Genomic DNA, 25,984 nt, shown 5'->3' with positions numbered 1-25,984 from the left:
GCTCTTGCTCTTACTATGGGTTTACTTCGATGATTTCGACGGCAAAGCGAACCCGTTGACCTGCCAGCGGATGATTAAAATCAATGGTCACAAACTGCTCGTTAATAGCACGCACAATGCCCGGCAGTTCAGTTCCATCAGGTTGTGGAAACGTAAAAATCTGTCCCACTTCCGGACGTTCAGCAAACTTTTGCGTCTCTACCTGATAATAGTTCTCTTTGTTCGGCTCACCAAATGCATCTTCAGGCGCCAGCTCAAACTCGCGCTGGTCGCCAGCTTTTAAGCCGACCAGACAGCTTTCAAAGTTTTCCGTCAGCGAACCATCGCCCATGCGAAATTTAGCAGGCTTACCGGACATTTTGGTACTATCTGCCACTGAGTCATCAGTCAGTTTAATCGTAAAGTGCAAAATCACTTCCCGACCATGCTCGATCGGTAGACGGCTGATCATGCGCGTTGCTCCTGACGTTGTTCAAAGAAAGCTTCCAATAACATCAATACGGCGCCGACGGTAATCGCCATGTCGGCCACATTAAATGCCGGCCAGTGCCAGTCGTTGACGTAAACATCAATAAAATCAATCACATAACCGTACATCAGGCGGTCAATCACGTTGCCGATCGCACCGGCAAGAATGAGCGCGAACGCCAGGTTCTGACGCCACAAACCGACCGGATTACGGCGCAACCAGATCAGCAGAATGACACTGACAGCAAATGCCAAACCGGTAAACAACCAGCGTTGCCAACCACTCTGATCACTTAAGAAACTGAATGCGGCACCGAAGTTCTGTACGTAGGTAAAGTTAAGGTACGGCATAATTTCAATGCTTTCGTATAAATCGAAAACACTGATCACCCATTGCTTACTTGCCTGATCGATAATGATCAGAATCAGCGTGAGCCACAGAAACTGCAGCCCGCTGAAACGCTTTTTAAAATCTGGCTTGGGTTGCTTAGGCAAAATGGCGCTCCTCACCTTCTCCGTCTACATTGGTGACGCAACGTTGGCACAAGCCCGGATGCGCGTCGATGGTGCCCACTTCAGGACGATGGTGCCAGCAGCGCTCACACTTCTCGTTCGGTGACTTGGCAACACTGACCCATAAGCCTTTCACTTCAGTTTCCACCACGTTACTGGGTGCCTCGTCAACCGTCTCGACCTGAACTTCTGAGGTCAGTAGCACAAAACGTAACTCGTCACCCAGACGCTGCAACTTGGTCGATAACTCCGTGGTGGCATACAGAGTAATTTCTGCCTGCAATGAGCCACCAATCAGGTCGTCACGGCGAGCTTGTTCCAGCGCACGGTTCACCGCATCACGCACTTCTAATAAATCTTGCCAGAATGCATTGTCGGTGTCGCGGACTGAAATGGTATCAGCATCGTGGTACCAAACGTCAGTAAACACGTACTCACTGCGTTTCTCGCCAGCCATGTTATGTGGCGGAAGCGCACTCCAGATCTCCTGCGCGGTAAAGCTACAGATTGGAGCCAGCCAGCGCACCAGCAATTCTGCAATATGATACAGTGCGGTCTGACAAGAACGCTGCGCGCGGCTGTCACGCTTGGCGGTGTACTGACGATCTTTAATAACGTCAAGGTAGAAACTGCCAAGTTCAATCGAGCAGAAGTGCATCAAACGCTGCACCACAATGTGGAACTGGTAGTTGTCATAAGCTTCAAACAATTGCTTTTGCAGGTCCACCGCACGCGCCACAATCCAGCGGTCCATGGCGACCATGTCGTCGGCCGCGACGGCGTGCTGTGCCGGATCAAACGCATTGATATTGGCCAGCAGGAAGCGTGCAGTGTTACGAAGACGGCGATAGCTATCGGCCGAGCGCTTCAGAATTTCATCAGAAACCGTCATTTCGCCGGAATAGTCAGTCGCGGCGACCCACAAGCGCAGAATATCGCCACCCAGCTTATTCATTACTTCTTGCGGTGCGACGACGTTACCGATCGACTTGGACATCTTCCGGCCCTGACCATCAACAGTGAAGCCATGAGTCAACACTTGCTTGTAAGGTGCTTTCTTGTACATCGCGACACCGGTTAACAGCGACGACTGGAACCAGCCACGGTGTTGATCCGAGCCTTCCAGATACAGATCAGCCGGCCACTGCAATCCCGCTGTCTGATTCAGCACAGCTTCGTGGGTCACGCCCGAGTCAAACCAGACGTCCAGGGTATCGGTGACTTTACGATAATCTTTGGCTTCATCGCCTAACAGCTCTTCCGCGTCCAGATCAAACCAAGCCTGAACACCTTTTTTCTCCACCCGCTGCGCAACTTCCTCGAGCAACTCGAGCGTACGTGGGTGCAACTCATCATTATCACGACGTACGAAAACGGCAATCGGGTTACCCCAGGTACGTTGCCGCGAGATACACCAGTCCGGACGGCCTTCAACCATACTTTCAATACGGCTTTGACCCCACTCAGGAACCCAGCGTACCTGCTTAATCTCTTCTAACGCTTTGGCCCGCAGGCCTTGCTTGTCCATGCTGATAAACCACTGTGGCGTAGCACGGAAAATAATCGGTGTCTTATGACGCCAGCAATGCGGGTACGAGTGATTATAGGCCTCGTGGTGAACCAGACGGCCGGCGTCTTTCAACGCTTCAACGATGTTGGCGTTCGCTTTCATAACATGCTGACCGGCAAACATCGGCGTGTCATCTTTATAGACACCGTTATCGGCAACCGGATTATAAACCTCAATACCGTAGCGCTGTCCTACCAGGAAGTCGTCCACACCGTGGCCTGGCGCAGTATGCACACAGCCGGTGCCCGACTCGGTGGTTACGTGTTCACCCAGAATCAGCGGTACCTGCACATCAGCAAATAACGGATGCTGAACCTTCATGTTTTCAAGATCCAAACCCTGCGCGAAGCCGAGTTTGTGATAATCATCAATGTTCCAGCGCGCCATGGCTGACTTCACCAGCTCATCCGCCATAATGAGTCGTTGCGCTGGCTGCTCGTCAGTAGCTTCCACCTGAACCAAGGCGTAGTTCAGTGACGGATGTAATGAAATTGCGCGGTTGGCCGGAATGGTCCACGGGGTGGTGGTCCAGATCACCACGCTGACCTCGCCTTCACCGGCGTGACCTTCAGGGTGATTAAACGCAGCAACTAACGTCGCTTCATCCACAGCGGCAAAACTGACATCAATAGCGGGTGAGCGCTTGTCCTGGTACTCAACCTCGGCTTCTGCCAACGCCGAGCCACAGTCGGTACACCAGTGCACTGGCTTAAAGCCCTGTTGCATGTGCCCATTGGCAATAATTTTACCCAAGGCACGAATACTATCGGCTTCCTGCTTGGGATTCATGGTCAGATAAGGATTATCCCAGTCACCGAATACGCCCAGCCGCTTAAAGTCTTCGCGCTGCTGCTCCACCTGACCCATGGCATAGTCACGACACTTCTCGCGAAAATCTGCAATGGTCAGCTTTTTACCTGGCTTGCCGTGTTTCTTCTCAACCTGCAGCTCAATCGGCAGGCCGTGGCAGTCCCAACCCGGCACGTATGGCGCATCGAAGTCGCTTAAGGTCTTCGCCTTAACGATCACATCTTTCAGTATTTTGTTGACCGCGTGGCCAATATGAATCTGACCGTTCGCATACGGAGGTCCGTCGTGCAAAATAAACACTGGCTTGCCCGCTTTCGCCGCGCGCACTTTGCCGTACAGATCATCGGCATACCACTGCTGCAACATTTGCGGCTCGCGTTGTGCGAGGTTGCCACGCATCGGAAATTCGGTTTCCGGTAAATTCAGCGTGTGTTTATAGTCGGTCATTATTTCGGTTCCTTTTTCGAGGACTTTTATAGCCTCTTAAATTCAAATTCGTTGTTGGTTACAGGATATTGGATATTAGAAATGAGCATTCAACTAACTAATATCCAATATCTAATATCTAATATCCAATAGCGTTTTTGCTTTTGCCGCGTCGGCGGCGATTTGCGACTTCAGTTCTGTGAAATCGCTGAACTTTTGCTCGGCGCGAATAAAGTGCGTCGGAATTACCCGCAGCTGTTGTCCGTACAAATCGCCCTGATAGTCAAAAATATGTACTTCGAGCTGCATCTGCTGGCCATTTACTGTCGGCCTGCGTCCAATATTAGCAACCCCTGCGTGCATTTTGCCATCATTGCTTTCAACCTGCACCGCAAATACGCCCTGCAACGGCGATTGCAGACGTTTTAACTGAATATTTGCGGTAGGAAAGTCAATGGTACGCCCCTTTTTTTCGCCATGTACCACGCGCCCCTGAAAGGCAAACGGACGTCCCAGCATGGCTGCCGCCTGGTCAAAGTCGCCTGTTTTCAAAGCTTCGCGAATGGCTGTGCTACTGACGCGTTTCTGTTGCTGCCGAAAACTATGCGTGTCGACCACCTCAAAACCAAGCTCAGCACCGGCGCGTTGCAGCATGGCAAAGTCGCCTTCGCGATTATGGCCAAAACGAAAATCATCGCCCACTACCAGGAACTCAACACCCAACTGTTCCACCAGTACCTGGTCGATAAACTGGCGTGCCGGCAAGTTAGCAAACTTGCGGTTGAATTCAATCACAATGTGGCGATCAATCTCTTGCGCGCGCAGCGCTAAATGCTTCTCGCGGAAGTTCGTGAGTCGCGCCGGAGCGCGCTCGGGCTGAAACAGTTCCTGCGGTTGCGGCTCAAAGGTCATCACCGTGGCCGGCACGTTACGTGCCAACGCCTGCGCTTTCACCTGCGCCAACACAGCCTGATGACCCAAATGCACGCCATCGAAATTGCCTATGGTCAGAACGCAGCCGCGATGCTCGCGCCGAATGTTATGAATTCCACGAATGAGTTGCATAGCTTAAAGACGCTTGGTTAACCGGTTAAGAAAAGCGCGATTATATCAGGCTTGAAGCAGCCTCACCAGCCGCAGCAACGCTTAACTCACTGCGGCTAGCCCTTAGGTTTAAGTGCGTAGAGGAACCCGCAACAGTAGCAGCCCCACCAGAAAAGTGCCCGCCCCTGCGCCTATCAAACCGGCAAGTTGCCAGACCCGCTGCATAAACTCCACCGACAACCACCAGGAGCGCTCGGGCGCAAACCATAGCACCACGGCAATCATGGCTAGCACTGCCAGCAGTACTTTGCTCAGGTAGGTTAAGGTACCCGGATAACGCTTCAGTACGCCGTCACGCCAGAGGTTATAACCCAATAAAAAGGCATTCACCGCCGCCGAAAGCGAGGTGGCTATCGCCAGGCCGACATAGCCAAAAGGAATGGCAAAAATCACGTTAAATACCATATTAGAAACCATAGCGATAATGCCGTATTTCACTGGCCGCTTAGTGTCCTGGCGCGAATAAAAGCCGGTAGCTAACACTTTCACCAGCATAAAACTCAACAGACCCGAGCCATAAGCAAACAGACTGTACGACGCCAGGCGCGCGTCTTCAGGGAGGAATTCGCCGCGCATAAACAGCACCATCAGCATCGGCTCAGCCAATACAATTAACCCCGCCATGGCCGGCAATCCTAACAACACGACTTTCCGAATACCCCAATCCAACGTACGGCTAAACTCGTCGCTTGATTTATCCACATGGCGCGACGAAAGTGCCGGCAGAATCACTGTCGCAATAGCAATACCAAACAGCCCCAACGGGAATTCCAGTAAGCGATCAGAGTAATACAGCCAACTGATAGAGCCGGACATCAAAAAAGAGGCAATAAAGGTGTCGAGCAACAAGTTAATCTGGCTCACCGATACCCCGAACAAGGCCGGGATCATCAGCTTGCGGATTTTCGTGACACCGGGGTCATGCCAGCCCCACTGCGGTCGCACCAACAGTCCGGCGCGCTTCATAAACGGAATCTGGAACAAGAACTGTACCAGACCACCCACAAATACGCCCCACGCCAACGCGTATTCCGGCTGCTCAAGCTGTGGCCCTAACCAGAGCGCAAAAACAATAATCGCAATGTTCAGAAAGACCGGCGTAAACGCCGCGACCGCAAACTTGCCCAGGGTATTCAGCACCGCACCGGCAAGCGCGGTAAAAGTAATAAACCAAAGATAGGGAAAAGTGATACGCAGCAAGTCAGAAGCCAGCACAAACTTGTGCCCCTGCGGTCCGTCGCTGAGCCAGTCCACAAACCAGCCCATACCAAATAACGCTGCAATCAGTGGCGAGCCAATCACGCCAATCAGCGTCACTATCGTTACCAAGGTACCTAGCGTGCCCGACACCCGTGCAATCAGCAGCCGCTGCGCATCGAGGTCCTGTCCCCGCCGATATTCCGTCAGTACCGGCACAAACGCTTGCGCAAACGCCCCTTCAGCAAACAGACGGCGTAAAAAGTTGGGAATTTTATTGGCAAAGAAGAATACGTCCGCCGCCGCGCCCGCGCCCATTAAATTGGCAATCACCACATCGCGCACTAGTCCCAGCACGCGCGAGATCAGCGTCATGGCGCTGACAATAATCCCCGATTTAGCAAGTGATTTAGACACATGAACCCCAAAAGCGTTATTCGATATTAGATATTAGTTATTCGCAGAAAACCGCAGCTTTGTGCTCTTTATGAGTGCGTTTAATAGTTTGTATACTTGTTGTGTGCGACTGTGCAAGCGACATTTGATAAACCCCAAACGAATGCAAAGCTCAAGCTGTGTTTCAACCTCAGCCAGCGACCCTCGTGCAATATAATAAAAGCGCACCTGCTCCCTGAAACTTCCTCGGCTTGCTCCTTCCGCTATATTGCTTGGCATAGAGACTACAGCTCTGCGTATCTGGGCGACCAGGCCAAATGTCTCACTGGCCGGGAAGTGTTCGGTAATCTTATAGACCTCTACACATAAATCCAGAGCGAGTTGATAAACTTTTAGATTTTGATACATGGAAGCTCTCCTTAGCAGTCAATAGCATAGCCTTGTTTTTCCAATAACCAGTATCTAATATCCGATAACGTACTTGACTTTCAGTCGGAAAACAGGCATATTCCCCGCCCTATTAAACCATTGCACACAGATAACGAATTTTAGGAGTTCACCTTGGCTAACATTAAGTCTGCGAAAAAGCGTGCGGTACAAGCGGAAAAGAACCGTCGCCACAACGCGAGCCGTCGCTCAATGATGCGTACCCAAATGAAAAAAGTAATTGCTGCTATTGAAGCGGGCGACAAAGCGGCTGCTCAGCAGGCATTTACTAGCCTTCAACCTGTTCTTGACCGTTACGCGACCAAAGGTCTTATCGGCAAGAACAAGGCTGCTCGTCATAAGAGCCGTTTGAACGCGAAAATCCAAGCGCTGTAATCGTTCCGATTGGAGTGCTGGGCATTTCTAATATAAAAAGCCGGCTTTTTTGCCGGCTTTTTTGTCCCCGTAGCTTAGTTGGATAGAGCAGCCCCCTCCTAAGGGGCAGGTCGCAGGTTCGACTCCTGCCGGGGACGCCAACGCTTACTTCTTAGTTGCAATAAGCGTCTGCGAAATAATACCGTATTCATTGTGATGTAGAAGTGCCGCAAGCTGTATCGCATAATCTGAGTTTTGCTCAAGGCGCAGTGCTAACTCTTGTGCTACGAACGCAGCCCGTTTTTGCTCTTCTAGCCGCACCACATAGTCGCGGTAGATCATTTTGATTCTCTCAAATTGAGTTCCTTTGTTTTGCCGTTGCGCGACTCCTAAGCTTTGCACGATTGTGTCAGGCAGGCCCGAGTTAGCCAAAAACCCTTGAGCGGCATTATTCAGTTGTTGCAAACGTAATAGGTAGCTTTGCGCGACTCGCATCGTGAAGCTATCCGTCAAGCGCACCTCCAGTTCAGTTAACTGTTCATCATTAAACCAACTTAGGAGCGCGCTTTGTTCATTACCACTATTTTTGGAAATCAACGAGTCAGGGTGGTGTAAGTTGAAAGCAAGCTTACCTCCGGATATCAGGATCTCGTCTATTTGATTCAACGAAACATCTAACGGCAGATATTCGATACCAAAATTGCTGACCACCAAGTCAACTTCTTGGTTGAACGCCTGCAGCGGTGTCTCGGATAATACCTCTAATTTGTGCGGGGAAGCTGCTGGAAGATTGAAGCTAACCCGAGCCAAGTCCAGAGCATAGAACATGGAAGGCTCTTGCTGCAGGGCCTCTGCTAACTGTTTAGTGGCATAACCATGACCGCATGCAATATCAAGAATTGTCAATACGCTGCCTTTTTTCGGCTTTAAGCTGTTAACCACAGTATCTTGCCAAAAGGTTTCGATTTTTTTTTGTATGCCTCTGTCGTTGCTGACCGGCAAGCAGTCTTCATTTCCTTGCTGCCAATAACTATTCCAGGAATCCACTTTCCGTCCCCTTAAAAAAAAGGAGCCGCGAAGCGGCTCCTTTATCATTATCAAATTACTTAACCTTGATACTTCGCTTAGAAATTCAAAGTGTAACTGAAGTAGAACTCACGACCGATGTGGCCAGAGTTATATAAGGTATCATCAACCCAAAAACCTTCGTCATCATAGATAACACCTTTGTCAAATAGGTTACGAGCGCCTAAGGTAAAGCGACCATACCCAGTAGAAAGATTCAGGTTAAGGTTATGAGTTACATAAGTACCATTATGATTCTCAAAGATGTAACGGAACTGATCAGGGTCACCTGAAGAGGTATCCAGGTACGAGTCTTCTGCAGTGCTTGCGATTGCATCAGTTGTCCAGTTCGCTGAGAAATCACCCCAGTTGTAGTTAATTACGAACTGTGAACGCCAATCTGGTGTTCCCGGCGCACCAGTAAAGTCCTGCATCGGACCGCCAAAGTAAACATCTCCACCAGCTTCAAGCAGGTAAGTAGTGATGCTCTTCAGGTTGAAGCGACCGAAGTCAGTTTCGAAGTTATAAGTGAAGTCAACATCAAGACCTTGACGAGTCAGGATACCACCGTTCGCTGAACGAGTAATCACGTCACCAACTACTTTACCAGAAGGACCACGGTCCAGGTTAACACCCGGGTATTGCGCTTCCAGTTCGTCTAACAAACCGCCAAATTCCGCGTTAATTAGCGACTGTACAGTGATGCTAGAGATAACGTTTTCAACTTCTAAGTCAAAGTAGTCAATACGTGCTGTGAAGTTTTCGATACCTGAGTATACGAAACCAACGTTCATGTAAGTTGACTCTTCTGGACCTAAGTTCGGGTTACTTTCGATCAGGTTATCAAACTGACGTGAAGGACATTCTGAAGCTGCGATGCCTTGGTCACGACATGCAACATAGTCAGTCGCGAAAGTTGCGCTGAATGAAGTTTCAGACAACAGTTCAGACAGAGACGGTGCACGGAAACCTTCTGAGTAAGAAGCACGGAACAACCAATCTTGATGTGGACGGTATTCAGCTTTGATACTTGGCGTACCTTTGCCACCGAAGTCGCTGTAGTTATCGTAACGGTATGCGCCGCTTACAGTCAGTTCAGCGGTGAAAGGCAATGCAACTTCGTAGAAGTAAGCGCGAGTATCACGGGTACCAGCTGCTGAGTTACCAGCAGAACCACCGATCAAGCCAGCTTCTGATTGCGCGTCATACTTTGAATCGTAGTCCTGTTGGAAGTATTCAGCACCAACGTAGTGTTGAATCAGACCGCCAGGAAGTTCACCAGCATCAAACGCGATACCACCAGAGACGTGGTCAAATTCGTTTTGGTCTTCGGTGTAGGTCGTCGCACGCATGTTGTTGATGCCTTGCTCTGAACCAAGGTCGATACCGTACAGGTTGTTGTACGCAAGACCAGCATAGCTCAGGTAGTAACGGCCTACTTGACGATAATCAAGAATTGCTTTGTGGTAAGAAACGTCCCACTCAGCGCCGTTATCTAAAGTACCGCGCAAGCCGATCAAATAGTCTTGCTGATAGTCAGATACTTCGCCGTCACGCGCACCGATGCCAGTCCAACGCCAGTAACCGTCTACAGGCTCACCAAACGGGTTGTGTGGGCTGTCAGCGGGGATATCTGGGTAAGGCGCCGCAGGTGGAGCATAACGACCGAATGAATCATTACGGCTGAACATACCACGTGCATACAATTCTACGTCGTTGTTGATGTAGTAGTTAGCGCTGGTCATGATTGCATCACGGTTAGTTGATGCGTTGTTTGCTGATACGTTTGCGTATGCGAAACCACAAACTGTACCGCCACCGATACCACCAAGAGCAGAACCTTGGTCAAGTACGCCTACGAAACCGTCAACGTTAGCAGTCAGGTCATCACAGATAGCTGATGCAGCTAAACCGCCTGTGTTAGGGTTTTCCAGAGTTGCGCCGTAGAATGAAATACCAACAGTTTCGTCATAGATAGAGATAACACCGTCACCGTTTAAGTCTTCCATTGAAGCTGCGGTGTACGAACGTTGTGAATCAAAAATCGCGCCACGTTCCTGATGATCGTATACGAACGTGATGCTACCTTGGCTGTTTGATACGCCAGTGGTGAAAGACAACTGCTTCGTGTCAGCGCCATCAGCTTCTGGTCGGCCAATGCTCAACGAGACTGAAGCGCCTTCGTAATCATCTTTCAGGATGATATTGATTACGCCAGCGATCGCATCAGAACCGTAGATTGCAGATGCTCCATCTTTCAGTACTTCGATGCGCTCAATAGCTGCCATCGGGATTGAGTTCAAGTTGACTGCACTACCTCCAAGAGATGGAGAGCCAGCCATACGCTTGCCGTCAATCAAGATAAGAGTACGGTCTGCGCCAGCACCAAGTAAGCTTACAGTGGCTTGGGATTGTGCTGAGCTACCAGAGCTTGGAATAAAAGAACCAAAGCTGTTAGAGGTGATCGTTTGAAGAGCTTCTGCTACGGATACACGACCTTGTTCTTCAAAGTCTTCAGCAGAAATAACTTCTACCGGACTTGCGCCTTCCATATCGGTACGTTTAATACGTGAACCGGTTACCTGAATGCGCTCTTGAGCTTGTTCAGCTTGATCTTCGTTCGCTTGCTGGTCTTGCGCAGCGGCAACACCAGACATTGCTAAAGAAGCACCACCAAACATTAAAGCCAAGCGGATCGACTTAGCTAATTTGTTATTAGTATACATATCTTCTCCCTGGATCACTTTAATAGTGATAACTAGTTAGAACAGGCAAATAGATCGACTAAATGCTAGTTACAGACTGGCCAAAAAACGTGATGAACTAAACGTTTTATAGCTTGTCTTAGCCCGATACTAATCAAAAAACTCCTATTCGGCAACACGCAAACAGCTAAAAAATGAGCATTCATTGCGTTTTTTGCTCTTTCTACTATAGAAAAAATTACCAAAGCCGACTCCAGCAACAAATAAAAAACAGAACATCAACCCAAAAAGAACAACGAAAGCTTGCTCAGAATAAACCCATTACACAAAGGCGGAGCGTTATTCCCTTCAAACGCACGCTTTATCACTTAACTTTCCGGCTCAGTTCATAACGCCCTAGTTTGCCTGTGGCTTTGCTAACGCAAGGCAACTTACAACAAACTATCTAGGGAGTTATGCAATGATGCAAAAATCTTACCTTGCACATTCAGTGCAGGCAGCCTTAGCTGTCGCGCTGTTAAGTGCGTGGCCGGCCGTAGCTGCAGCGCAGGACAGTAGCGACGCTGAAGCGACAGCCGAAGCGCCCGCGCAAGAACGTGTTCAGGTCACCGGTTCACGTATTCCGCAGTCGACCAACGTGGTCAGCTCAAGCCCGGTATCGCAGGTCACTGCTGAAGAATTTGATTTCTCGGGCACGGTTCGTACCGAAGATCTGGTCAACGACTTACCGCAGGTATTTCCCGGCCAGGCCTCGACCGATACCAATGGAGCCACCGGCACCGCCACAGTGTCACTGCGCGGCTTAGGTTCATTTCGAACTTTGACGCTTATCAATGGCCGCCGCATGGTCATGGGGTCGCCGGTACAGGCGGGTGTCGCGGCCGACTTAAATCAGATTCCCGCGGCACTGGTCAAAAATGTTGAACTTCTGACCGGTGGCGCCTCAGCCACCTATGGCTCTGACGCGATTGCCGGCGTGGTGAACTTCATCATGGAAGACGAATTTGAAGGCGTGAAGTTCGGCTATCAGAACAGCTTTTATCAGCACAACAACAATAACAACAGCGCTGCCGCGCAAGCCAATAAAGACGCGGGTTTTCCGCTACCAGAGAGTAATGTGACCGACGGCCACATGAATGATTACTCGCTAATCATGGGCGCCAACTCTACCGATGGCAACGGCAACGTGACCGTTTACGCCACCTACCGTGATATTCAGGGGATTACCCAGAACAATCGCACCAGCAGTGCCTGTGCGCTCGCTGGTACCCCGGGCGATTGGAGCTGCTCGGGATCAGCCACCATTCCTGACGGATTATGGTTGGTCGGTAGCGACGCCTATGTGCACGACGGCGGCGACTTTATCCCCTACGACGGCCGCGTCTACAATTACGCCCCACTCAACTATTTTCAGCGGCCTGATACGCGCACCACTTTAGGCGGCTTTGCTAAATACTACGTTAATGAACACGCAGAGTTTTTTGCTGAAGTGGGTTATATGAAAGACCACAGTTTGGCGCAGATTGCCCAGTCAGGTTCATTCTTCCTTGATGTTAATTTTAACTGCTCGAATCCGTTATTGTCCGAAGCTCAGTATCAGGCCATGTGCACTGACCGTGGCTATGGTCCTGACGACAGTTACACCGCTACCTTCGCCAAGCGTAACGTTGAAGGCGGACCGCGCTACGCCGACTTACAACATATTTCACATCGCATTGTCGCAGGTGTACGGGGTGAGATCAGTCGTGACTGGACCTACGATCTCTCTTTCAACGCCGGCGATGTCGCCTATACCGAGGTTTACCAGAACGATTTGAGTAATACCGCCATTCGTCGGGCGCTCGATATTGTTGAAGATCCACAAACCGGCGAGGCCGTCTGTCGTTCAGCCCTTGAGGGGCTCGATCCATCTTGTGTGCCGTGGAATGTGTTCCAGCCCAACGGTATTACCGACGAACAACTGGCCTACCTGACCCTACCACTTTACGCCAAAGGCGAAACTCAGCTGCGTGAGTTCAATGCTTACACCGTCGGTGATCTGAGCATGAGCGAATTTAAGTCACCATGGGCATACATGGGGCCTTCCGTATTATTCGGCTACACACACCGTAGCGAAGCGTTGCGCTATCAGCCTGACTCGGCGTTCCAAAGCGGCGATGGTGCCGGTCAGGGTGGCCCGAGCGTGCCAGTGAATGGTGATCTCAGTGTTGATGAAATTTACACAGAGGTGCAATTACCGCTGGTTGCCGATACCGCCTTTGCCGATAGCATGGTGCTTGACCTGGGTTATCGTTATTCGGACTACTCCACCGGACAGACCACCGATACTTATAAGCTGGCGCTTGGCTGGGACGTCACCGACAGCTTTAAAATTCGCGCCAGCTTTCAAAGCGCGATGCGTCATGCCAACATTCGTGAGCTATTCCGACCGCAGGGTCTGAACCTGTTTGACATGGAAGAAGACCCATGCGCCGGTGCAAACCCCTCAGCCAGCTTTGAAGAATGCGCGCGTACCGGTGTGACGGAAGAACAATACGGTCAGATTTTTGACAATCCGGCAGGCCAGTACAACTACATGCAAGGCGGCAATCCGCAGCTTGCACCGGAAACATCAGAAACCAAGTCGCTTGGTTTTGTCTGGCGTCCGCACTGGGACAATGACTTTGACGTATCGGTCGACTATTACGATATTGACGTCGAAGATGCCGTAGGCCTGGTTGACCCTATTTACTCGCTTAATCAGTGTTTGACTAGTGGTGATAACACCTACTGCAGCCTGATCAACCGCAACCAGAACGGCTCGCTGTGGCAAGGTTCCGAAGGTTATATTCTGGCTACCAACGTCAACATCGGTTATTTACGTCGAACCGGTATCGATATCAACTCGAACTACCAGGTACGGATGGACGATCTCGGACGCCTGAAGTTTAACCTGGTCGGCAGCTATTTCATGAACTTTGATGAGCTACCACAGCCAGGCTCTGAACTGATCGAGTGTGCCGGCAAGTGGGGCTCAAGCTGCGGCGCACCGAATCCGGAATGGCAGCACAACCTGCGTTCGACCTGGGTCACGCCGTGGGAGGTCACTTTCTCAGCCAACTGGCGTTATCAGGGCGGCGTTGAAGATGTCCTTGGCGAGCAGGATCTCAGCGCGGAAAATTACGTTGATCTGACTGCGCAGTTCCTGATGTTCGAAGGCGGTCGTATCAATGTCGGCGTCAACAATGTATTTGATAACGACGCGCCACTGGTTGCTAACCGTCGTGGTGACAATGGTAATACCTTCCCATCGTTCTACGATGCCCTGGGTCGGTATTTCTTCGCTGGCTTCGAATACAAGTTCTAAGCCCTTAGCGTAAAAAAAGAAAGCCCCGAACGGTGGTTCGGGGCTTTTTATTTTCCAGGCAGGTGTTACTCGGGCAGCAAGTGCTGCTCAAAAAATAGTACCGTGGCCTGCTCATAAATATCGCGGTTCTCTTTTTTGCGGTAACCGTGTCCCTCGTTAAGGGCGTTCATGTACCAAACCGGTTTATTTTTAGCTTTCAGGGCAGCGACAATCTGTTCCGCTTCAGTCACTGGGACGCGTGGATCATTCTCGCCCTGCACCACAAACATCGGCACATCAATTTTGTCCACCTGGTTACTTGGGCTAATCGCTTCTAAGTGAGCGCGCATTTCAGGGTCGCGCTCATCACCGTATTCCGCGCGGCGCAAATCACGGCGATAGCTTTCAGTATTGGTCAGGAAGGTCACAAAATTTGAAATACCGACAATATCAACGGCCGCTTGCAAACGATCACTGTAGTGTACCGCGCTGGCCAGCACCATATAACCACCATAACTGCCGCCGATGACCGCGACCCGATCAGCATCAAGATCAGGTTGCGTCGCTATCCAGTCCAGCAAGGCACCAATATCTTTGACCGAATCTTCGCGATTAAAACCATTATCGAGGCTGACATACTCTTTACCGTATCCGGCAGAGCCACGTACATTAGGCGCAATCACCGCGGCGCCCAGCTCCTGTAACCATAATTGCACGGTACTACTGAAATAAGGGCGGTACTGCGACTCTGGCCCACCATGAATAGAAATAATCACCGGGTGCGGCCCTTCGCTTTTAGGTTTATAGACGAAAGCGGGAACTTCCAGGCCATCGAAGCTGCTAAAACGCACCAGCTCAGGTTCAACAAAGTTGTCCGTATTCAGCCCGCCCACTTCACTGAAGGTCCAGCGCTTGAGGCTGTTCTCACTATCCAGTAAGTACACATCGGTAGGTGATTTGGGCGTGTTGATGCTAAGCGCCAGCTGATCTCCGGCCGGGTTAAAAGTTAAACCACCGACCACACCAATGGGCAGCCCTTTGACCCGGGTTACCTTAAAGCTCATCGGATCCAGGCGGTACAGCTGACTCATCCCTTCTTCATTAATGGTAAATGCCGCCTGTTTACCGTCATCACTGAGGGCAAAATTATCGACGTTCCAGTTAATGTCTTTGGTGATCACCCTTACTTCACCGGTGTCAGTGTTGCGAAACGCTAACTGGGTAAAGTCAGAAAATTGATCGGTGGTAAAGAAATAACCTTTGCCGTCTTTACGATAGCCCAGCGGGAAGTTGGCATTACTGCCAACATCACTGCCTTCAAGCAGAGTAAGTTCACCCTCTTGTAAATCGAGCTGATGAATTTTGACATCGGTAATGCTGGTGTACTGTACCACCAGCAAGGTGTCGCCATCAGGATGCCAGTCCACCGGTCCCCACCAACTGCCATCAGGGGCAGCCAGCGCCAGTTGCGCCTGCTCCGGCTGCTGCGGGTCCATCACCCAGATATCGTTGGAGCGGCCATCACGACGGGTACTTTGATAAGCAATCTTCGCACCGTCCTGACTCCACACCACAGCACCGTTTCGCGACTCGCCGTCACTGATCATGTGGTAGTCACCTGAGTCCGGGTCAAGCAGGAACAGCTGGCTAAACTCATTACCGCCGGCATCCATACTGAAAATCATGGTATTACTTTCTGGCTTGCGCGCCAGACCACCGACCGGCTCATCAAAAAACGTCAGTTGCTGGCGATAACCCCCTGCTTCGCTGACTTTGTGTATTTGTGCCACATCGCCAAACCGGGTGCTGATATAAATAGCGTCACCATCAGCGGTAAAGTTGCGAAAAGAAGCCGAGCGCACGTTCTGAAAACGGTTCAATTGCTCGCCAATGCGGGCGGGAATGGGCGGAATATTATCCAGTACCAAATTGCCATTATTAAGCGTGCGGACATCGGCATCTACCGTTGGAGTCGCCATTGTTTCCTGCACTGCCAGTGCCTGAGTCGGTGCGGCCAGCAGGCAGCCCAGACCAAGCAGCATGGCGCTGCTAACACGGGAAATCACCATAAGATTCTCCTGATTATGTGGTATCCGTTGCTAAATCGACCTGTTAACCATAGAAGTTTTTCTTAAAAAAGGGAAAGATTTTTATTCTTTTGAAATACATAACGTACTGTTTTGTTTGGTTTTTAAGGCTCTTTAAGAACCTTTAAGAAGGCTTAAGTAGAGTTTGTAGCAGAGCCTTGCCATAGTTTTTCCACCGCAACTGAGCAGAGTAAAACTAAAACGAGGTGGGTTATGACAACTTCAGTGAATTTTATTCCGGTAAAGTCCATCGGGCGTATTCGCTTCATTGCCGTGGAAGACATTATCTGGATTAAAGGTGCCGCGAATTACGTTGAGATTCATTTGCAGGAGGGCATGATTTTGCACCGCGAAACCTTGAGTTCGCTGGCCGAGCGCCTTGATTCTGAGCTCTTTGTCCGGGTACACCGTTCAGCGATTGTAAATATTGAGCAGTTACATGAAATCAGCAGTGAACTTGGCCGATATTCGCTGGTCGAATTGAAGAACGGTCAGGAGATCCGTATTGGTGATGCCTACCGCCGCAATTTGTTTCAAAGTCTGGGACTCGGCGCGGCCAGTTAGAACGCATTCATGGCTGAATGCGTCACATTCATCACAAATTGAATTACACAGCGCACAATTGAAGTAGTCTGGACGTCGGTTAGAACGAAGTTATCGCTTCTCCCTGGATCCCGATAACAGGTTTTAACCGTCCTTCCGTTTTCACCGCTCCTTGGTTAAGGAGCGGTTTTTTATTTCAGCAACTCTTTTAACGGCGCATTCGTGCGTCCGGCATATTGATACGCCTGCGCCAAAAACAGCTCACCACAAGCGATGGCATCGGAAAACGCATGGTGCGCCTGATAGTCAGGCAAACCAAAGCGACTGCGACAGGCCTTTAAGGTGAGCGAGCCGCGGGCAATGTGATGCTGCTGTAGGCGCAGACGGCGGGCTTCAAAGGTAAGAGTGTCGAATTTTGCCAGCGGCCGTAACCTGACCTTGTATTGGCGCGCGAAGCGTTGCAGAAACTGCCAGTCAAACTGCACATGATGACACACCAAAACCGCTCCCTCTAATACCTCAGCCAGAGCCCGCAATGCTGCTTCTGGCGCTTCAGCGCTGGCAAAGTCGCGCCGCACCAGTCCATGTACCACCGGTGACTGTTTAAGCTCAGGCGCGCTTTGGGTGACAAAGTACTGACCATGCTGAAAATCCATCACTGGCGGCGTCACTTCAATCCAGCCAATAGCAAGCACCTGGTCGCGCCTGGCATCCAGTCCACTGGTTTCGACATCAAGTGCAATATAACGATGGTCACGCCAGCCGCGATTCAGATGCTGACGCCGCTGCCAGAAATGCTGCAACTGCTGCCACCAGCCCATCAACCGATCCGCCCGAACTTCAGACTGACCCCTTGCTGACAATCTTTGATAATACGAAAGGCAGATTTCAGTTGCCGGCGTGACAAAGTGCTCAGCTGGTCAGGATCCAGCGCATTTTTCGGCCGCTCGGTACCCCAGACGGCCAATTGGTGCTGCAACCGTAACTGCGTGAAAAACTGCCAGGCTTCTGCCAGGGCCTGATTATCACTTTTTGACAGCAGCTGACTGTTACTTAATAGCGCCAGCCGCGTCAGTGTGCGCGGCTCAGTCAGACCTGCGTGTAAACTATAGAGCCGCACAATGTCATTAATCAGCGCCAGACCGTAACGTTTGATGTCAATCAGATCGCTGTCTTTCCCTGACTCGGTGCCGCGAAAGCGATTAAATAAGCCCAGCGGCACCTGCACATTCGCCTGCAAGCGCGCCAGATTGCCAAGAAAAATCTCCGAGCGGCCGAGCTTGGCCACATCCTCCCGATAAGCCTGGTACAGGCGCTTGTTGCCACGCACATTGCGGCTGTCAAAGAAGATCTGGCAGTACATTAACGCCTTAGGTGTGGGCGCCTCAGTCCAGCTGCGAAAACGCTCCAGCCAGCCGGCGCGGGTGCGACGACAATCAGGGTTCGAGGCCATAATATTGCCCGGACACTTGGGGATGCCACATGCCGCCAGGCCTTCGCACACGAACTCACCCAGACCGGCAAACCATTGCAGCTGCTTTTCATTCAGGTCATTAGCCAGTAACAGGCCGTTGTCCTGATCGGAACTGAGCGTCTGGTCCTCCCGCCCTTGCGAACCAAACGCCAGCCACACGTACGCTGCCGGCGCAACGCCGTGATTTTGCTCATATAAATCAATCAGTTTGCGGGTCATAGTATCGGTCAGGCTGGCCAGCAGCCGTCCCACCGCCGCCGCATGATTCACCCGCTGCGCAAAGCTGTGTATGTACTCGGGAATTTGACGCGCCTCATGCACCAACTCGTCGCGCGTTTTTGCCCGGTTGAGTGCGCTGATAAGCATCACCGGCTCACTTTTCTGCTGCCGGATCAAATCCGAAAGGGTCAGCATACCCACTGGTTGGTCGTTCTCATCAACCACCGGTATATGGTGAATATTGTGCTGCGTCATCAGCGTCAAGGCATCAAGCAGACTCTGCTTTGCGGCAATTGTAGCGGGCGCCTGCGTCATCACCGCATTCACATGAAGCGACGGATCTAACCCCTGAGCGACCACCCGGTTACGTAAATCGCGGTCCGTTAAAATGCCCACCAGCCGGCCGTCATCCACCACCAGCAACGACGATATCTTCTCATCACGCATGCGCTGCGCCGCCTGCTGAATCGTCGCCGTACTTGACAGCCAAACCGCCTGACGCGCCACCACCTCACCCACCAGCCGCTGCAACGACGCCCCGTCCCCCAACCCCTCCACGCCAGCAGGGGCTGCCCCTGCTTTTTTAGCGGCAAAATTGGGGGAGGTCTGCCCCGGGCGGGAAAGCAGGCGTTGCTCGTGGGCGTGGATAAAGTAACGCTCAAAGGGGCGTGCGTGTTGGCGTAGGTGGTCGAAGACTTCGGCGCTGATGATGTAAACGATGCCGTCTTCGACCACGCTCAGTTTATTGACAACGTCGCGGCCGCTTAACAGTGACGGGAAACCGAAGAGATCGTGCGATTCGAGGCGTTCGATGAGGTCGCCATCGGGAGCCAGTAAGTCAAAAGCGCCCGAGCGCACAATGTAAAGCGCCGGGCTGTAGTTTTTGAAAAGCTCATCGACATTATGTTCGTTAAGGTAAACAGCTTTGACCTGGGCAGCGACCCATTGCCGCTTGTCGTCGCTAAGCAAGTCAAAGGGCGGGCAGTCTAATAAAAAGCGATTCAGTTCACTAAAATCCGGCTGCATAAAGCCTCCCGTTATTCGTGCGCTTGGCTTCTCGAGTGCTACGCTTTTCGTTATTCGTCGAGAAGGGAGTGCAACGACCGCACGAAAAGCGTAGCGCGCGAATTTCGAACCACGAATATAAAAAGCCCGGCGGGGCCGGGCGTTAAACTTAATGACTGACCGCGCCGCCCGCTCCTTTCGGATAACGAATCGACTCGACCAGATCTTGCGTATCCTGTGGCGCGTCACCGGTTAGCTTGTGAACCACATAGGCCACCACAAAGTTAATCAGCATACCCAGGGTACCAATGCCCTCAGGCGAGATGCCAAATAGCCAGTTCGCCTCGACATTGGCCGCCGGATTTACAAACTTGAAGTAAATAATGTACGCCAGGGTAAACACAATACCAACTACCATGCCGGCAATCGCGCCCGTACTGTTCATGCGCTTGTAGAAAATACCCATGATGATAGCCGGGAAGAAACTCGCCGCGGCAAGCCCGAAGGCAAAGGCGACCACCTGCGCAACAAAGCCGGGCGGATTAATACCAAACCAGGTCGACAACGCGACGGCGGCGGCGGCCGCAATCCTTGCCCATTTCAGCTCTTGTCGGTCGGTAATATTCGGCGCGAACGTCCGCTTCAATAAGTCATGGGACACCGACGTTGAAATCACCAGCAGCAAGCCCGCCGAGGTGGAAAGTGCCGCAGCAACGCCACCGGCTGCCACCAACGCGACCACCCAGGCCGGCAAATCGGCAATTTCCGGATTGGCGAGCACCATAATATCGCGGTCAACGGTCATTTCGTTACGTTCGTCGCCGGAATAGAACATACGGCCATCGTTATTTTTGTCTTCCCACTGAATCAAATTGGTTTTCTGCCAGTTTTTGATCCAATCCGGCGCCTGCTCATACTTCACCCCGGTCAGCTCAGGGCCATTGACCGTATTGATCAGGTTCACTTTGGCAAAAGCGGCAATCGACGGTGCGGTTAAATACACCACTGAAATGAACAGCAATGCCCAACCCGCTGAACGACGCGCGTCATGAACTTTCGGTACAGTGAAAAAGCGCACAATAACATGCGGCAGTCCGGCAGTACCCACCATCAGCGCGCACGTAATGGCAAACACGTCAATCTTGTTACGCACGCCCTCAGTGTAGGCGGCCAGCCCCAGCTCTTCAGACAAGCCATCCAGCCGTTGCAGCAGATAGTTGCCCTCGCCTGCCACACCCTCGGCAATGGTCGCGCCAAATCCGGTTTGCGGCAAAATATGCCCGGTCATGTACATTGAAATGAAAATCGCCGGTACCAGATAAGCAAATGCCAGTACGCAGTACTGCGCCACCTGGGTATAGGTAATGCCTTTCATACCGCCAAGCACGGTATAGAAGAAAACAATCACCGCGCCGATGAAGACACCGGTGGCGATTTCGACTTCTAAAAAGCGCGAGAACACCACGCCAACCCCACGCATCTGACCGGCAATGTAGGTAAAGCTAATCAAAATGGCACAGATAACGGCAATGGTACGGGCCGTTTGCGAGTAGTAACGATCGCCAATAAAGTCGGGCACGGTAAACTTACCGAACTTACGCAGGTAAGGTGCCAGACACAGCGCCAGTAACACATAGCCGCCGGTCCAGCCCATCAGATAGACACTGCCGTCATAACCGGCAAAGGCGATAATACCGGCCATCGAAATAAACGACGCAGCTGACATCCAGTCGGCGGCCGTAGCCATACCGTTCATCACCGGATGCACGCCACCGCTGGCAACGTAGAAATCGTTGGTGGAGCCCGCACGCGACCAGATAGCAATGGCAATATAAAGCGCGAACGTCAGACCGACAATAATAAATGTGAGCGTTTGAATATCCATATGTCGGCCCCTTAGTCTTCGTGAACTTCGTATTTATTATCAAGCGCCGCCATGCGTTTCACGTAAATGAAAATAAGAATGACGAAAGTGATAATTGACCCTTGCTGGGCAAACCAGAAGCCCAGTTTAAAGCCGAAAAAGGTAAACTGATTAAGCCAGTCGACCAGGATAATGCCGAACCCATACGACACGATAAACCAGACTGCCAGTAGCTTTAATACCAGTCCGATATTCTCGCGCCAGTAGGCTTTAGCGAGTTCTTCACTCTTGAAAGCCATAACGCCCTCCAGGTTGTTCTGTTAATTGTTATTCTTGCTTCATGCATTTAGCAATCTAGTCGGCAATCTGCCACCAAGAAATACGACATTGGTCGAACACCTTACGACCATGGTCGTGCTTGACCCTTGCCCGCAGCTCGGGCTACTGTCAGCAGTGTCAGAAAACGCCGGAAGCCCAAGTCCCATGACCTTACTGCTAATTGTCGCTGCCCTTGCCTATGTGGCATCACTGTTCGCCGTCGCCCACTGGGGCGATAAGCCCGGCAGCTGGGCCAACCGTCTGAGTTACCGTCCTAGTGTTTATAGCATGTCGCTGGCAATTTACTGCACATCGTGGACCTATTACGGCGCGGTGGGCAATGCCGCCAGCTTTGGCTGGGCTTATCTGCCCATACTGCTGGGCCCGATTTTGTTATTTTTGTTCGGCTTACCGCTGGTTGAGAAGCTGGTCTCGGTCAGCAAACAGCAAAACATCACCTCCATCGCCGACTTTATTGCCAGCCGTTACGGCAAGCGCCAGCGCCTGGCACTCTTTGTCACACTCATCGCCGCGCTCGCCACTATTCCGTATATTGCGTTGCAGTTAAAAGCGGTGGGTATGACGTTCATGGTACTTACCGAGAACACCACCGCGCTGACCCAGTTCTCGATTAACGAACTGGCCGCGGCGGCACTGATGGCGGTATTCGCCATGCTCTTTGGTACCCGCCACATTGAGGTGACCGAGTACCGTAACGGCATGATTCTGGCGATTGCCTTTGAGTCGCTGGTCAAACTTGTCGCGTTACTCGCCGCTGCGTGGTTTGCCTGGTCGGTATTTAGCGACGTGTCGCCGATAACCATGTGGCAGCAGCTACGTCAGCCCCAGAGCACGCAGTGGTCATGGCAGGCGCTCAGTGAGTTTGACTTTATTGTGCAGACGCTCATGGCTGCAGGCGTCATCTTATGCCTGCCACGCCAATTTCACGTCACCGTGGTCGACAACGTCAATGTGGGCCATCTGAAAACCGCGCGCTGGGGTTTTCCGCTGTACCTCATGCTGGTTGCAGCGGCGATCGTGCCCATTGCACTGGCGGGAAATCTGGTCCTGGGCAGTGGCGTTGACGGCTCGACCTTTGCCCTGCAGTTACCCTTGCTGCAACAGCAAACCTGGTTAGCGGTGGTTATTTTTATCGGTGGTTTCTCGGCCGCGACTGCCATGGTTATTATCGCCTCGGTAACGCTTAGCACCATGATCACCAACGATGTCATCATGCCGCTCATTTTACAGCGCGGCCAGTCGTTCACCTTCAGTCGTAGCGCTGGCGCAGGGCAAACCGAAGTGCGCTCGTTTCAGGGCCGGCTGTTGTTTATTCGCCGCGTCGCTATCGCGCTGATCCTGCTGCTGGCTTATTTGTGCTATTACCTGTGGGCCGCCAACACCGGCCTGGTCAGTATCGGTTTGCTGGCATTCTCAGTGGTGCTGCAATTGCTACCTGCCATTATCGGCGGCTTGTACTGGCGGCGGGGCCACGCCCGCGGCGTCTATATCGGCTTAGGTGCAGGTCTGCTGGCATGGCTGTTCAGCGTGGCGCTGCCCATGTATTTACCCCACGAGAGCAGCGAAACCAGCATTATTACTCAGGGCACGGTGATAAGCCTGTTATTAAACAGCGCCGCCTATATTGTCTTCTCATTGCTGGCCCAGGCGCGCCTGGTTGATCGCATTCAGGCCATGGCTTTTGTTAAACCGCGCACGGCGGTGCAGGAGCACACCATCGGCCGCCATCATCAGGCCACCAACGGCGACATGTTGCTGTTGCTGAAAACCTTCGTCGGCGAGCAGCGCACCCGCCAGTTACTGGCCTATTTCAATGACGCACAACAGGCCATGCTTGACGATAGCAACAAAGATGATGTCGCCAGCCGCGAGTTTATCGATTACGTCGAGCGCGCCTTAACCGGGGTACTCGGTGCCGCCACCGCCCGCTCGTTAATTGAAGCAGCGCTACGCGATCGCCGTTTGCACCTGGAAGAGGTCGTACACTTTTTTGACGACACCACTCAGGCGCTGCAAACCCAGCAGTCCATTTTATTCAGTTCGCTCGAGAACCTGGCGCAGGGCATCAGTGTGGTCGATGCCGAATTACGCCTGGTGGCGTGGAACAAGCGCTACCTTGATCTGTTTGACTATCCCGACGGCATGGTCAAGCCCGGCCAACCCATTGCCACCCTTATCCGCTACAACGCCGAGCGCGGCGAATGCGGCCCTGGTGAAATCGATGAGCTGGTCAATAAACGTTTAAATTACATGCAAATGGGCTCACCGCATCGCTTCATCCGCCGTCGCGGTGACGGCCGGGTGATTGAAATGGTCGGCAACCCGCTGCCTAATGGCGGCTTTGTCACCAGCTTTACCGATATCACCGAACACGTGGAAACCGCCCAGGCACTGGAAGAGGCCAACATTGATCTGGAGCAGCGCGTTCACCTGCGGCAACGCAAAATTCGCGAAATTAATAATGAATTAACTGAAGAGATCGATCGGCGGCGTAAAGTTGAAGTCGAGCTTAAACAAGCCAAACAAGAAGCCGAGCAGGCCAATGCTTCAAAAACGCGTTTTCTCGCCCTGGCCAGCCACGACATACTGCAGCCTCTGAACGCTGCGCGGCTGTATTTGTCGGCGCTCGATGAAAGCACACTGACACCGCACAATCAGCAGTTGAGCGCGAAGCTCGATACCGCGTTGACGTCGACCGAACATCTGCTCAGTACCCTGCTGCAAATTGCCAAAATGGACCAGGGCGCGCTGCAGCCAAGCTTTCGCCATGTGAAGCTGAGCAGTATTTTGCAGCCGCTGCTCAACGAATATCAGGTTCTCGCCCAGCAGCGTGAGATTCAGTTGCGTAGTCACTGGCGTGAAGCCGTGATTTACACCGACCCGACGTACTTGCGCCGCATTATTCAGAACTTTCTCTCCAATGCGGTTAAGTACAATCGGGTTCAGGGCAAGGTTCTGCTGAGCGTGCGACCACGCGGCGATGCGTTCCAGATTGCGGTCTGGGATACCGGCCCGGGCATTACTACACAGCAGCGCCATCGGATTTTTGATGCCTTTTATCGCGGCCAGAACACCCGTGTTGAAGGCGTCGGGCTGGGGCTGAGCGTCGCCAAGCGTATGAGTGAACAGCTGCACTGTGAGCTTAAACTCACCAGTGAGGAAGGCAAAGGCAGCTGTTTTATGGTCACGGTGCCGCGCGGCGCCGCGGACCAGGTCGAACTGCCATCGTCCGCCCACGATACCAGTATGCCTAATGAGCAACTGACGCTGGTGTGCGTGGATGACGATCAGGAAAATCTCAGCGCTCTGCGCGCCCTGCTGGAAAAATGGGGCTGTACTGTTGAGACCTTCACCAGCAGTGCCACGGCATTACAATATGCCAGTACACATGAGGCGCCCGATGGCGTGTTGCTGGACTATCAGTTGGGTGATGATGAGCATGACGGCTTAAGCTTGGTGAAAGCCTTGCGAGGTTATTGGGGAGAAGAGTTAAAAGGAGCCCTGGTCACCGCCATGCGCGATGACCAGGTACGTTTACTGGCGCGTGAGCAACAGTTGCTGTTTATTGCCAAGCCGGTAAAACCGGCGCAGCTGAAAGCACTGTTGCGCCACCTGCAAAAATTAGCGGTCTGAGGCACTAACTGCCACGCAGCGACCGCCCTGTAAGGTCACCGCCGGACGTGGAATCACTTCACAGGTGCCGACAATGTCGTGATCACGCTGATAGGCGATTTGTAACTGCAGGTGCTCGTTAATGAGCTCCTGCAATACCGCTTCATCGACAGTGGCGGTTGAGTACGCCATGTAATACTGCGGGCCGCCACAGGGACGGTGGCCAACTTCCGCCAACCGGCACTGCTCAATGTTCTCGGCGTATGCCATACCGACCATCGAGCGGATCTGCTGATCCAATTCAGCCAGTTTAGCGCGGTTATCCACCAGCTCCGGATTAGCGACCGTTTCATCTGGCGTGGTCACCTGCTGTTGCTCGTCGGCGGCGGGTTGTTGCGGACCGCCACAGCCCAACAACAACATAACCGCTACTGCTGATAAAGCTAGTTTCATCGCGTTAC

At 52.0% G+C, this 25,984-nt stretch carries 18 protein-coding genes and 1 tRNA gene; 5 read left to right on the top strand and 14 right to left on the bottom strand.

Annotation, left to right across the window (positions count from 1 at the left end; all coding sequences use genetic code 11):
* Positions 1-13: 13 nt before the first annotated feature.
* From fkpB to CWI71_RS05595, 6 genes are all read right to left on the bottom strand, one after another.
* Positions 14-451: an FKBP-type peptidyl-prolyl cis-trans isomerase gene (gene fkpB / locus CWI71_RS05620; protein WP_126754297.1), complete on the bottom strand. Its 438-nt coding sequence runs from the start codon at positions 449-451 to the stop codon at positions 14-16.
* Positions 448-963 (bottom strand): signal peptidase II, encoded by a 516-nt coding sequence (gene lspA / locus CWI71_RS05615; protein WP_126754296.1) that lies wholly within the window; start codon positions 961-963, stop codon positions 448-450. The genes fkpB and lspA overlap by 4 nt, the downstream gene beginning before the upstream one ends.
* Positions 956-3,808: an isoleucine--tRNA ligase gene (gene ileS, locus CWI71_RS05610; protein WP_126754295.1), complete on the bottom strand. Its 2,853-nt coding sequence runs from the start codon at positions 3,806-3,808 to the stop codon at positions 956-958. Before ileS ends, lspA begins: the two co-directional genes overlap by 8 nt.
* Before the next feature lie 111 nt (positions 3,809-3,919).
* Complete coding sequence (gene ribF / locus CWI71_RS05605) at positions 3,920-4,852, bottom strand: bifunctional riboflavin kinase/FAD synthetase (RefSeq protein WP_126754294.1); 933 nt, start codon at positions 4,850-4,852, stop codon at positions 3,920-3,922.
* Between the two features lie 108 nt (positions 4,853-4,960).
* Positions 4,961-6,505: a murein biosynthesis integral membrane protein MurJ gene (murJ, locus tag CWI71_RS05600; RefSeq protein ID WP_126754293.1), complete on the bottom strand. Its 1,545-nt coding sequence runs from the start codon at positions 6,503-6,505 to the stop codon at positions 4,961-4,963.
* Between the two features lie 33 nt (positions 6,506-6,538).
* Positions 6,539-6,892, bottom strand: a complete 354-nt coding sequence (locus tag CWI71_RS05595) for a four helix bundle protein (protein WP_126754292.1) — start codon at positions 6,890-6,892, stop codon at positions 6,539-6,541.
* 153 nt (positions 6,893-7,045) lie between these two features.
* On the opposite strand from CWI71_RS05595, the gene rpsT reads away from it, so the two are divergent.
* Both rpsT and CWI71_RS05585 read left to right on the top strand, forming a co-directional pair.
* The gene (gene rpsT / locus CWI71_RS05590) at positions 7,046-7,306 is read left to right on the top strand and encodes a 30S ribosomal protein S20 (protein ID WP_126754291.1); all 261 of its coding nucleotides are present in this window, start codon (positions 7,046-7,048) and stop codon (positions 7,304-7,306) included.
* Between the two features lie 63 nt (positions 7,307-7,369).
* Positions 7,370-7,446: transfer RNA gene (locus CWI71_RS05585), tRNA-Arg, on the top strand.
* 4 nt (positions 7,447-7,450) lie between these two features.
* Here CWI71_RS05585 and CWI71_RS05580 read toward each other — a convergent pair.
* Positions 7,451-8,332, bottom strand: coding sequence for a class I SAM-dependent methyltransferase (locus tag CWI71_RS05580; protein WP_157981069.1), 882 nt, complete (start codon positions 8,330-8,332; stop codon positions 7,451-7,453).
* Positions 8,333-8,409: 77 nt separating this feature from the next.
* Positions 8,410-11,076 carry a TonB-dependent receptor plug domain-containing protein gene (locus tag CWI71_RS05575; RefSeq protein WP_126754289.1) on the bottom strand — a complete coding sequence of 889 codons (2,667 nt, stop codon included), beginning with the start codon at positions 11,074-11,076 and terminating at the stop codon, positions 8,410-8,412.
* A 439-nt stretch (positions 11,077-11,515) separates the two neighbouring features.
* On the opposite strand from CWI71_RS05575, the gene CWI71_RS05570 reads away from it, so the two are divergent.
* Positions 11,516-14,401 (top strand): TonB-dependent receptor domain-containing protein, encoded by a 2,886-nt coding sequence (locus CWI71_RS05570; protein ID WP_198678736.1) that lies wholly within the window; start codon positions 11,516-11,518, stop codon positions 14,399-14,401.
* Positions 14,402-14,466: 65 nt separating this feature from the next.
* On the opposite strand, the gene CWI71_RS05565 is transcribed toward CWI71_RS05570, so the two are convergent.
* Entirely contained in the window at positions 14,467-16,449 is a 1,983-nt protein-coding gene (locus CWI71_RS05565; protein ID WP_126754288.1) for a S9 family peptidase, read from the bottom strand.
* 231 nt (positions 16,450-16,680) lie between these two features.
* On the opposite strand from CWI71_RS05565, the gene CWI71_RS05560 reads away from it, so the two are divergent.
* Entirely contained in the window at positions 16,681-17,031 is a 351-nt protein-coding gene (locus tag CWI71_RS05560) for a LytR/AlgR family response regulator transcription factor (RefSeq protein ID WP_126754287.1), read from the top strand.
* 170 nt (positions 17,032-17,201) lie between these two features.
* On the opposite strand, the gene CWI71_RS05555 is transcribed toward CWI71_RS05560, so the two are convergent.
* The 4 genes from CWI71_RS05555 to CWI71_RS05540 all read right to left on the bottom strand — a co-directional run bounded on the left by CWI71_RS05555 (position 17,202) and on the right by CWI71_RS05540 (position 21,871).
* The gene (locus CWI71_RS05555; protein ID WP_126754286.1) at positions 17,202-17,831 is read right to left on the bottom strand and encodes a 3'-5' exonuclease; all 630 of its coding nucleotides are present in this window, start codon (positions 17,829-17,831) and stop codon (positions 17,202-17,204) included.
* On the bottom strand, positions 17,831-19,729 hold the full coding sequence (locus CWI71_RS05550; RefSeq protein WP_126754285.1) for a DUF294 nucleotidyltransferase-like domain-containing protein: 1,899 nt from the start codon (positions 19,727-19,729) through the stop codon (positions 17,831-17,833). Before CWI71_RS05550 ends, CWI71_RS05555 begins: the two co-directional genes overlap by 1 nt.
* 148 nt (positions 19,730-19,877) lie before the next feature.
* Positions 19,878-21,593: a sodium:solute symporter family protein gene (locus CWI71_RS05545; protein WP_126754284.1), complete on the bottom strand. Its 1,716-nt coding sequence runs from the start codon at positions 21,591-21,593 to the stop codon at positions 19,878-19,880.
* 11 nt (positions 21,594-21,604) lie between these two features.
* A complete protein-coding gene (locus tag CWI71_RS05540; protein ID WP_126754283.1) occupies positions 21,605-21,871 on the bottom strand; it encodes a DUF4212 domain-containing protein in 267 nt (88 codons plus the stop codon).
* A gap of 184 nt (positions 21,872-22,055) precedes the next feature.
* Between CWI71_RS05540 and CWI71_RS05535 the strand changes: the two genes are divergently transcribed.
* On the top strand, positions 22,056-25,544 hold the full coding sequence (locus CWI71_RS05535; protein WP_126754282.1) for a hybrid sensor histidine kinase/response regulator: 3,489 nt from the start codon (positions 22,056-22,058) through the stop codon (positions 25,542-25,544).
* Here CWI71_RS05535 and CWI71_RS05530 read toward each other — a convergent pair.
* Positions 25,533-25,976 (bottom strand): hypothetical protein, encoded by a 444-nt coding sequence (locus CWI71_RS05530; RefSeq protein WP_126754281.1) that lies wholly within the window; start codon positions 25,974-25,976, stop codon positions 25,533-25,535. The genes CWI71_RS05535 and CWI71_RS05530 overlap by 12 nt on opposite strands.
* Positions 25,977-25,984 lie beyond the last annotated feature (8 nt).

This window comes from Pseudidiomarina insulisalsae (assembly GCF_003987065.1).
Lineage (GTDB): Bacteria > Pseudomonadota > Gammaproteobacteria > Enterobacterales > Alteromonadaceae > Pseudidiomarina > Pseudidiomarina insulisalsae.
Note: the sequence above shows the minus strand (reverse complement) of the source record. Positions and strands in the feature narration are given on the sequence as shown.

What these genes read in the sequence shown, in the direction of transcription:
- CWI71_RS05560 (WP_126754287.1), top strand. Translation starts at nt 16,681, where the DNA reads ATGACAACTTCAGTGAATTTTATTCCGGTAAAGTCCATCGGGCGTATT.
- CWI71_RS05540 (WP_126754283.1), bottom strand. Translation starts at nt 21,871, where the DNA reads ATGGCTTTCAAGAGTGAAGAACTCGCTAAAGCCTACTGGCGCGAGAAT.
- ileS (WP_126754295.1), bottom strand. Translation starts at nt 3,808, where the DNA reads ATGACCGACTATAAACACACGCTGAATTTACCGGAAACCGAATTTCCG.
- CWI71_RS05595 (WP_126754292.1), bottom strand. Translation starts at nt 6,892, where the DNA reads ATGTATCAAAATCTAAAAGTTTATCAACTCGCTCTGGATTTATGTGTA.
- CWI71_RS05545 (WP_126754284.1), bottom strand. Translation starts at nt 21,593, where the DNA reads ATGGATATTCAAACGCTCACATTTATTATTGTCGGTCTGACGTTCGCG.
- CWI71_RS05565 (WP_126754288.1), bottom strand. Translation starts at nt 16,449, where the DNA reads ATGGTGATTTCCCGTGTTAGCAGCGCCATGCTGCTTGGTCTGGGCTGC.
- CWI71_RS05575 (WP_126754289.1), bottom strand. Translation starts at nt 11,076, where the DNA reads ATGTATACTAATAACAAATTAGCTAAGTCGATCCGCTTGGCTTTAATG.
- ribF (WP_126754294.1), bottom strand. Translation starts at nt 4,852, where the DNA reads ATGCAACTCATTCGTGGAATTCATAACATTCGGCGCGAGCATCGCGGC.
- CWI71_RS05530 (WP_126754281.1), bottom strand. Translation starts at nt 25,976, where the DNA reads ATGAAACTAGCTTTATCAGCAGTAGCGGTTATGTTGTTGTTGGGCTGT.
- CWI71_RS05535 (WP_126754282.1), top strand. Translation starts at nt 22,056, where the DNA reads ATGACCTTACTGCTAATTGTCGCTGCCCTTGCCTATGTGGCATCACTG.
- CWI71_RS05550 (WP_126754285.1), bottom strand. Translation starts at nt 19,729, where the DNA reads ATGCAGCCGGATTTTAGTGAACTGAATCGCTTTTTATTAGACTGCCCG.
- CWI71_RS05570 (WP_198678736.1), top strand. Translation starts at nt 11,516, where the DNA reads ATGATGCAAAAATCTTACCTTGCACATTCAGTGCAGGCAGCCTTAGCT.
- fkpB (WP_126754297.1), bottom strand. Translation starts at nt 451, where the DNA reads ATGATCAGCCGTCTACCGATCGAGCATGGTCGGGAAGTGATTTTGCAC.
- CWI71_RS05555 (WP_126754286.1), bottom strand. Translation starts at nt 17,831, where the DNA reads ATGGGCTGGTGGCAGCAGTTGCAGCATTTCTGGCAGCGGCGTCAGCAT.